Source organism: Amaricoccus sp. W119, from assembly GCF_047275745.1.
GTDB lineage: Bacteria > Pseudomonadota > Alphaproteobacteria > Rhodobacterales > Rhodobacteraceae > Amaricoccus.
In genome coordinates, this window is record NZ_JBKQWU010000005.1 from 138,628 (window position 1) to 145,945 (window position 7,318).

The following is a 7,318-nucleotide window of genomic DNA, read 5'->3' on the forward strand; positions in this document are numbered from 1 at the left end:
TTACGCCTGGCGCTGGTGCTGGGGATAGTTCGAGGGGCCGCGGGTGCGGAAATCCTCACGGAAATGGGCGGGGGCCGCGTGGCCGTCGCCGTCGATCTGGACATCGGTCAGATAGACCCCGACCACCTGGTTCGGAAAGGCCCCGGCCCGGGCGATCAGGTCGTCCGCCGCCTCCTTGTCGCGGGCGATGGCCGCCTCGGCGATATGCCGCGACCAGCCGCCCTCGGCGGTGAAATAGACGACATCGCCTTCGAGCAGGTCGTTGCCCGTCGCCATCTGCGGTTTGAATGCCCGGGGCGCCATCAGAGTGCTTCCTTGAATTCGTTGAGTTCGGCGGCGGCGAGGGCCGCGCGGGGTTCGAGGCCGAGGAGGATCATCACGGGACCGGTCGGACAGGCCTCCGCCAGCGCCTCGGGCAGGTCGATGAGCGTCGTCGCGATCACCCGCTGGTCGGGTCTGCTCGCATTCTCGACGCAGGTGACGGGCGTCGCCGTGGCCGCGCCGTGCATGAGGAGCCGGCCGCGGATGAAGGCCGCGGCCTTCACGCCCATGTAGATCGCCGCCGTCGCCCCCGGCTTCGCGAGGTCGCGCCAGTCGTGATCGGCGAATCCGTTCATGTCATGCGCGGTCAGGAACCGCAGGCTGGCATTGCGGCCGCGCCGCGTCAGCGACTGGCCGATCGTCGCCGCCGCCGCGCTCGCCGAGGTGATGCCCGGAACGATCGCGTAGCCGATGCCCGCCGCCTCCAGCGCCTCGATCTCCTCGTCGAGCCGGCCGAACAGCACCGCGTCGCCGCCCTTGAGCCGCGCGACGGTCGCGCCGGCGCCGGCCTCGCGGACGAGGAGAGCGTTGATGTCTTCCTGCTTCCAGGACGGGCCATAGGCGATCTTGCCGACCTCGATCACCCGCGCCTCGCGCCGGGCGAGCTCGAGGATCTCCGCCGGCACCAGCCGGTCATGGATCACCACATCGGCCTCGTGCAGAAGGCGACGCGCCTTCATCGTCAGGAGTTCCGGGTCGCCCGGCCCCGCTCCGATGAGATGCACGAAACCCTTCGTCGCGGCCACGCCCTCGGTCAGCATCGTTTCCAGTGTCTCGGAGACCGCTTCGGACCCGGCTGCGACGGCGCGCGGCCCCCGCTCGAAGTAGAAGCGCGTCCAGAAGGCGCGGCGGGCCCGCGAATCGAGCGCCTCGACCCTGGCGCGGAAGGACTGGCCGATCCGGGCGAGCAGGCCGAGCGAGCTCGGCAGCAGTTCCTCGACCTCGGCCTTGATCTTGCGCGCCAGGACCGGAGCCGCGCCCTCGGTCCCGATCGCGACGGTCACCGGGTCGCGATCGACGATCGCGGGGGTGATGAAATCGGAGGTCAGGTCATCGACGATGTTGACGAGCACGCCCGCCTCGCGGCCGAGCTTCGCTACCCGGGCATCCTCCACGGGATCGGCGTTCGCGGCGTAGACCAGGCGCGCATCACCGCCGACCTCGGCGAGCGGCGCCTCGGTGAGCGCGATCCGGCCCTCGGCGGCCCAGCGGACCACCTCCTCGGCGGGCTCCGCGCCATGGACCGCGATCCGGGCCTCGGTCCGCATCAGCAGGCGCAGTTTCGCAACCGCGGTTTCACCCGCGCCGGAAACCACGACCGACTTGCCGCGCGTATCGAGGAAAACCGGAAAGTGCCGCATGGATTCCACCTCACTGCTCTGACCCCCAAGATAGAACTTTTTCCCCCATTTTCTCAATGTCCGGCTTCAAATAAGGAAGAATGTCCTGCATTATCCGGTGAGCTTGGAAAATCTCCGCGAGCTGAGGGGCAGAGGCGAATGGCGGCCGCTTTCGACGATCTCGACCGGAATATCCTTTCGCTCCTGCAACGCGACGCGAGCCTCTCTCTCGATGAGATCGCCCGGAAGGTGGGTGCTTCCAAGACCCCGGTCTGGAACAGGATCCGCAAGCTCAGGGCCTCCGGCGTGATCCGCGCCGAGGTGGCGCTTCTCGATCCGGAGAAGGTCGGACTGGAGAGTTGCTTTTTCGTGTTGATCCGGACCGCGCAGCACGACGCCGACTGGCTGGAGCGTTTCCTGCGCGCGGTCAAGGCCCGACCCGAGGTGGTGGAAGCGCACCGCCTCGCCGGCGACATCGACTACATTCTGAAGGTACAGGTGCCAAATGCCCGCGCCTACGACGATTTCTACCGCTCGCTGATCCGCGATGTCAGCATCTTCAACGTCACCTCGTCGCTGTCGATGGAGGTGATCAAGAGCACGACCGAACTGCCACTCCCGGAGTAGTCCCGATGCGGGCTCGCGGGGATCGGCCGCCCGCGATCGGGCGTTATTGAAAAGGCGCGCGCGGGGCTGTATCTCCGTGGCCTCGCCGAGCGCGGCAACGGCCAGAACACAGCGGCCAGAACGGCCAGAACGGGGAAGCCATGACCATCACGAGGATCACGCCCGAATACAGCGTCTCGACCCAGATCACGGTCGAGGATGTCGCCGAGATCGAGGCGCTGGGATATCGCTCGATCATGTGCAACCGCCCCGACGGCGAGAGCCCGGATCAGACGCCCGTCGCCGAGATCCGCGCCGAGGCCGAGGCGCGCGGCCTCGCCTTCGCCTTCGTCCCGGTCATCTCGGGGGGCGTCGCGCCGCAGAACGTGACCGCCTTCGAGGAAGCACTGGGCGAACTGCCCGAACCGGTCCTCGCCTATTGCCGCTCCGGCACCCGCTGTCGCACGCTCTGGGCGATGCTGAAGGGCTGAGACCAAAGATCGCACCCCGGGTCCCTGTCCTCGGTCGGCCCGCGCCCTAGTTGGTCGTGGAGAAACCAGCGGAACAGGCCAGCGGAAGGGTCGGATCGGTCATGGGAGGACATCACGCGCCGCGTCTGTGCGAAGCCACCGTGCGCGCCGTCTGGCATCGGATGGTGGCGGAGGATCTGCCCGCTGCCGCGCCCCGGTTCGGCTGGCCCCGCTGGACGCCGGCGGAATACGAGCGGGTGCTGCTCGACCAGATCGCCGAGGCCCCGCGGGACGGGGAGCCGGGCCGGCGGACCTGCGTGTTCGATCTCGTGCTCGCCATCGAACTCGCCGACCGCGCGCTGCGCGGCCAGGTCTGCATGCTGACCCTCGCCCGGCGATCTCGCGAGATGCGGGCGCGGAGGATGCGAGCCAGGACGCGGGCCGGGATCGCATCCCGAGTGGCCGGCGCCCCGAGCTCCCTCGTCTGAGGCGCGGACCGCTTCCCGCGGGTCTCACGGACAGGGGAGAGGCGCGTATCAGGGGATCAGGCGCGGGGCGCGGCCGGAGCCCCGCCGAGCCGAACGGTTTCCACCGGGCCGAAACTCTGGCTCAGCGCGGCGAACAGGTCCGGGTCCGCGGTCGCGCGACGGTTTCGCGCGGCCCGGAGCGGTTCGAGATCGACCTCGGCATAAACCCAGCCCTCGGCGTTCATCTTGCCGGCCGCGACGACCCCGTCCTCCGGCAGCTTCTCCTCGGGCGGCGTGAGCACCGCGGCCGCGCCGACATGCCGCCGCGCCCCCGCGAGCCAGTCCGTGTCGCCGACGCGCACCGCGAGCACCGCCACGCTCTGCGTCTCGACCGCGCGGGCCGCCGCGGCGATCCGCGCCCGCCAGTAGCCGAGCGGCGATGACGCGCCGGCGGGTACCAGCAGGATCTCCGCCCCCACCGCCGCCATGTCCCGCGCCAGCGCCGGGATCGAGGCGTCCCGGCCGGCCAGAATGCCGATCCTGCCGAGCACGGTGTCAAAGACCCGCCCACCCTCTCCCGGAACCATGCCGAGATCCTGTTCGGCGGGAGTCAGCGACTGCGTGTCCTGAAAGCCGGACCCGCCATCGGGCGCGAAAAGGCGCGTCCGGTTCACCAGCGCCTTGCCCTGATGCATCGGCGCCGACCCCGCGGCGATATGAACGGCGAACTCGCGGGCGAGGCTCGCGTGCAACTCGTCCACATCCTTCGCCCTCGCCGCCACCGCCTCCGCCGCCTTGCCCGCATCCCTGGCATTGGCCTCCTGCGCGAGACTGGCGAGCTCCATGGCGCCGTATTCGGGGAAGACCAGCAGATCGGCGCCATTCTCGGCTGCGGCCCGAACCCAGACCCGCAGCTTGCCGACGTATTCGTTCCAGCGATTGTGCCAATCGATCGGATAGGCGGCCGCGGCGATCTTCATCCGGATACCTTCCCCATGTCCCGGCCCGGTGTCGGACCCATGCTCGGAAGCGGACAATAGCGCGTTCCCGCCCCCCGCAAACCCCCCGGGCCGCGCCGGCGCCGCCGGGACGAGGCCGAGCGGCCCGCGAAACCCGCGCGAATTTTTCCCGGCGCCGCGCTTGATCTTTCCCGCCGGGACGCCTATTACGGCGCCGGTCGATTGGGGAATAGGTTAACGGTAGACCAGCGGACTCTGACTCCGTTAGTCCTGGTTCGAATCCAGGTTCCCCAGCCAAATTTCGCGTTTCGACGATTTCGGTGTTTCAGCCGCCTCGATGCGCGCGGCGACGGTTGCCGTTTCAGCAAGCAGATCAAACGGTTGACGGAAAGTGGCGACGACTTCACCATACTCCCAAGTGCAGTTCGATAGCACGAAGTTCAGCAGGCGGCGTTTTTCGCGCGGTTGCTGGCTTGCGAACAGCCGTTGGGCGTTGCGGGCGAGGTCTAGAAGCGTAACGCCCTCGTCTAGGTAGGATTTATCGGCGTTCTGGTGCCGTTCGATCTCGCGCTGGCAGCGTGCTTGCTCCTCACGCCATTGGTTCGACATTCGATCGTAGAAGACTCTATCCACCACCCCATCGAGCTTATCGACATACATCGCGTGAATGCGATCGTTCAGCCGATTGTATTCTGCTTGATGCCGCTTGATTGCCTCCTCGTGCTCTCGGCGCTCGTCGGCGTGACTGGCATGCAGCGCGTCGTGCACCCATTCCAGAACCTCGTCGTCGAAGCGCAGCCGCCCGAGCATTTCGGTGAACTGCGCTTCGAGCGCTTCCTCGCGCACATATTTGCGGCGGCACGAAGCCGGATTACCCTGGCACTTATCGGCGTAGCCGGTGCAGTGATAATAGACGTAGCGCTGCTTCTTGATCTCGCCGACGACGGCGCAGCCGCAGGCGTGGCAGGCAATTAGGCCCGAGAAGGCGAAGTCGTGTTTGCCGCGCTTGGCCTTACTGGCGAAGCGCCCGTCGAGCACGCCCTGCACACGCTCCCACAGCTCGACCGGCACCAGCGCCTCGTGCTTGCCCTGAATGAGTTTGCCATTCCATTCGAACCAGCCCGTATAGAGCCGGTTGCGGAGGATCGTGTGCACCGTGCTCACCGGCACCTTGGCGCCACTCTTGGGATAGGTGAGGCCCGCCGCATGCGCCTTCCGCGCAGCTTCCTTCAGCGAGATGTCGCCCCGCGCATACCAATCGAAAAGCTTGGCGACGATCGGCGCCAGCGTCGGTTCGACGGCGATGATCTTCTTGCCGTCCGGGCCGGTGACGTTGCGGTAGCCGAGCGGCGTCTTGGTTGGCCAGATGCCTTGCTCAGCCTTCTCCTGCATGCCCTTGCGGGCTTCCTCGGACAGGTTGTCGATGTAGTTCTTCGCCATCAGCACCTTGATGCCGTGCATGAATTTTTCCGAGGAACGCGACTCGCGCGAAAGTACTACGCCTTCCTTCGGGAAGTGCATTTCCACGTCGAGTTCATCGACCGTCACCCAATCCTTGAGGTTGCGATAGAGTCGGTCGGTCTTCTCGACAAGCACGACGCGGACGGACGGATGCGCCTTGAGATAGGCGACCATCTCGCCGAAGGCGACGCGACCGGTCTGCTTGGCAGTCTCCACATCCACATATTCCTGCGCCACGGCGAAGTCGTTCGCCGCCGCGTATTCCTTGAGCAACTTCAGCTGGGCCGGGATCGAGAAGCCTTCCTTTTCCTGTTCCTTCGAGGAGACGCGGGCATAGATCACCGCCTGCTTGCGGGCAGGATCGGCGGCGGGCGCGGACTTGGTGGATCTTTTCATATCGTTTAGTGTAACCTAAACACAACCGAACCGCAAGCATTCGCCTCGGTAGAACCATCGCGCCGTTTGCTTGCGCGGATCAAGCCGGGGACGCCAAGTATCCAGCCCTCCACCTGCGCCAGCGTGCGTTCGGGCGGCGACAGATCGGGCTTGAGGAAAGCCGCGAGGCTCCCGTCGCGATCGGCGCGCGAAAGCCAGGCGGCTATGCTGAAGGCGTCGTGCTGATCGCCGGTGCGGCCCTCATTGGCGAAGCCGCGCGACCACAGCGCCGGATAGACCTCGGCGACGGTCGAGCGCCCGGCCGGAACGTCCCAGCCGTCGAAGGGCCAGAAATGGACGCGGGCGCCGAGGCGCTGGCGAATGAAGCGCAGCCAGGGAATGCCGGCATGGGTCGATTTCGCCACCGATCCCTGAACATCGAAGTGAAACACCGACTTCGCGCCGCCCGCGCGCTCCTCGGTCAGCCGGCGCCAGCGGGCATTGCCCGAACGCGCCGCGCCATTGCCGGCGACGCCACTGCGCACGAACTCGACATAGACGTGATCCTCGTCGGTGGGCCAGTGGCGCTGGAAATCGTCGAGGAAGCGCGGCCAGTCGGGCAACAGTCCATGCGTTTCGAAATAGCGCAACGGAAAGGAAAAGCCGTGGTCGATGCCGACCAGCGTCGGCACGTCTTCGGCCAGCCGCTCCACCAGCCATTCGGCGATGCCCTTGCGGGTCCAGTATTTGCGCGGGCTCGGCGGCGGTAGAACCTCCACCGGATGCCCGTCGCCCTCGGCCAGATAGACGCGCAGGCCCTTGAGGCTCGCGGTGGGCGTTTCCGCGCCCGAATAGTCGATGCCGACATGGCGGGCGAAGTCGGTCATCATGTTTCGACGCCGCGAACCAGCATCAGCAGCCTTTGGAACTCGGCGTTGTCGCCATCGCTCTTCCAGAAGTTGATGAACTGGCAAACCACCTGAAGATTGCCGACCTCATAGTGCCCGGCGCTGTCGATGCGATCGAGCGAGGGCAAGAGGTTCTTGTCGGCCTCGGGGCCGAGAAACTGGAAGGGAATGCCAGTCAGAGCGCAACGGTTGTCCTGAAGATCAAGCAGGGAAGCGATCAGCTTCTCCAGCTCGGCCGAGGTCATGCGCAATTCCTTGTTCTTCAGAACGCGTTGAATGATCTGCCCGTTGGCGTTCTTGGGCCGGGGCACGGTTTCTTGAGACAGCGTCGAGCGCTACTTTCCCGAGGAACGGGGGTAGAGCATGGACGACAAGAGCGACGTGAAACCTGGCGCGACGGAGGCCTCGGCC

9 protein-coding genes and 1 tRNA gene are annotated in these 7,318 nt (G+C 66.6%); 4 read left to right on the forward strand and 6 right to left on the reverse strand.

The window, feature by feature from the left end; all coding sequences use genetic code 11:
* Positions 1-303 (reverse strand): DUF2849 domain-containing protein, encoded by a 303-nt coding sequence (locus tag ACLJK8_RS05440; RefSeq protein WP_413149088.1) that lies wholly within the window; start codon positions 301-303, stop codon positions 1-3.
* On the reverse strand, positions 303-1,682 hold the full coding sequence (cysG, locus tag ACLJK8_RS05445; protein WP_413149089.1) for a siroheme synthase CysG: 1,380 nt from the start codon (positions 1,680-1,682) through the stop codon (positions 303-305). The genes ACLJK8_RS05440 and cysG overlap by 1 nt, the downstream gene beginning before the upstream one ends.
* A gap of 138 nt (positions 1,683-1,820) precedes the next feature.
* On the opposite strand from cysG, the gene ACLJK8_RS05450 reads away from it, so the two are divergent.
* The 3 genes from ACLJK8_RS05450 (at position 1,821) to ACLJK8_RS05460 (ending at position 3,225) form a co-directional block, all read left to right on the forward strand.
* Positions 1,821-2,288 (forward strand): Lrp/AsnC family transcriptional regulator, encoded by a 468-nt coding sequence (locus ACLJK8_RS05450; RefSeq protein WP_413149090.1) that lies wholly within the window; start codon positions 1,821-1,823, stop codon positions 2,286-2,288.
* A 140-nt stretch (positions 2,289-2,428) separates the two neighbouring features.
* Positions 2,429-2,758, forward strand: coding sequence for a TIGR01244 family sulfur transferase (locus tag ACLJK8_RS05455; protein WP_413149091.1), 330 nt, complete (start codon positions 2,429-2,431; stop codon positions 2,756-2,758).
* Positions 2,759-2,859: 101 nt separating this feature from the next.
* On the forward strand, positions 2,860-3,225 hold the full coding sequence (locus tag ACLJK8_RS05460; protein WP_413149092.1) for a hypothetical protein: 366 nt from the start codon (positions 2,860-2,862) through the stop codon (positions 3,223-3,225).
* Between the two features lie 56 nt (positions 3,226-3,281).
* On the opposite strand, the gene ACLJK8_RS05465 is transcribed toward ACLJK8_RS05460, so the two are convergent.
* On the reverse strand, positions 3,282-4,184 hold the full coding sequence (locus ACLJK8_RS05465) for a nitrilase-related carbon-nitrogen hydrolase (RefSeq protein WP_413149093.1): 903 nt from the start codon (positions 4,182-4,184) through the stop codon (positions 3,282-3,284).
* Positions 4,185-4,386: 202 nt separating this feature from the next.
* Here ACLJK8_RS05465 and ACLJK8_RS05470 point away from each other — a divergent pair.
* Positions 4,387-4,460, forward strand: a tRNA-Gln gene (locus ACLJK8_RS05470).
* On the opposite strand, the gene ACLJK8_RS05475 is transcribed toward ACLJK8_RS05470, so the two are convergent.
* The 3 genes from ACLJK8_RS05475 to ACLJK8_RS05485 are packed head-to-tail and all read right to left on the reverse strand — an operon-like array spanning position 4,428 to position 7,218.
* On the reverse strand, positions 4,428-6,020 hold the full coding sequence (locus tag ACLJK8_RS05475) for a recombinase family protein (RefSeq protein WP_413149094.1): 1,593 nt from the start codon (positions 6,018-6,020) through the stop codon (positions 4,428-4,430). The two genes, ACLJK8_RS05470 and ACLJK8_RS05475, sit on opposite strands and share 33 nt — an antisense overlap.
* 5 nt (positions 6,021-6,025) lie before the next feature.
* Positions 6,026-6,973 (reverse strand): hypothetical protein, encoded by a 948-nt coding sequence (locus ACLJK8_RS05480; RefSeq protein ID WP_413149095.1) that lies wholly within the window; start codon positions 6,971-6,973, stop codon positions 6,026-6,028.
* Entirely contained in the window at positions 6,886-7,218 is a 333-nt protein-coding gene (locus tag ACLJK8_RS05485; protein ID WP_413149096.1) for a hypothetical protein, read from the reverse strand. The genes ACLJK8_RS05480 and ACLJK8_RS05485 overlap by 88 nt, the downstream gene beginning before the upstream one ends.
* Between the last annotated feature and the right edge of the window lie 100 nt (positions 7,219-7,318).

Excerpts from the sequence above, each read along its gene's own strand:
- ACLJK8_RS05440 (WP_413149088.1), bottom strand. The coding sequence starts at position 303 with ATGGCGCCCCGGGCATTCAAACCGCAGATGGCGACGGGCAACGACCTG.
- cysG (WP_413149089.1), bottom strand. The coding sequence starts at position 1,682 with ATGCGGCACTTTCCGGTTTTCCTCGATACGCGCGGCAAGTCGGTCGTG.
- ACLJK8_RS05450 (WP_413149090.1), top strand. The coding sequence starts at position 1,821 with ATGGCGGCCGCTTTCGACGATCTCGACCGGAATATCCTTTCGCTCCTG.
- ACLJK8_RS05455 (WP_413149091.1), top strand. The coding sequence starts at position 2,429 with ATGACCATCACGAGGATCACGCCCGAATACAGCGTCTCGACCCAGATC.
- ACLJK8_RS05460 (WP_413149092.1), top strand. The coding sequence starts at position 2,860 with ATGGGAGGACATCACGCGCCGCGTCTGTGCGAAGCCACCGTGCGCGCC.
- ACLJK8_RS05465 (WP_413149093.1), bottom strand. The coding sequence starts at position 4,184 with ATGAAGATCGCCGCGGCCGCCTATCCGATCGATTGGCACAATCGCTGG.
- ACLJK8_RS05475 (WP_413149094.1), bottom strand. The coding sequence starts at position 6,020 with ATGAAAAGATCCACCAAGTCCGCGCCCGCCGCCGATCCTGCCCGCAAG.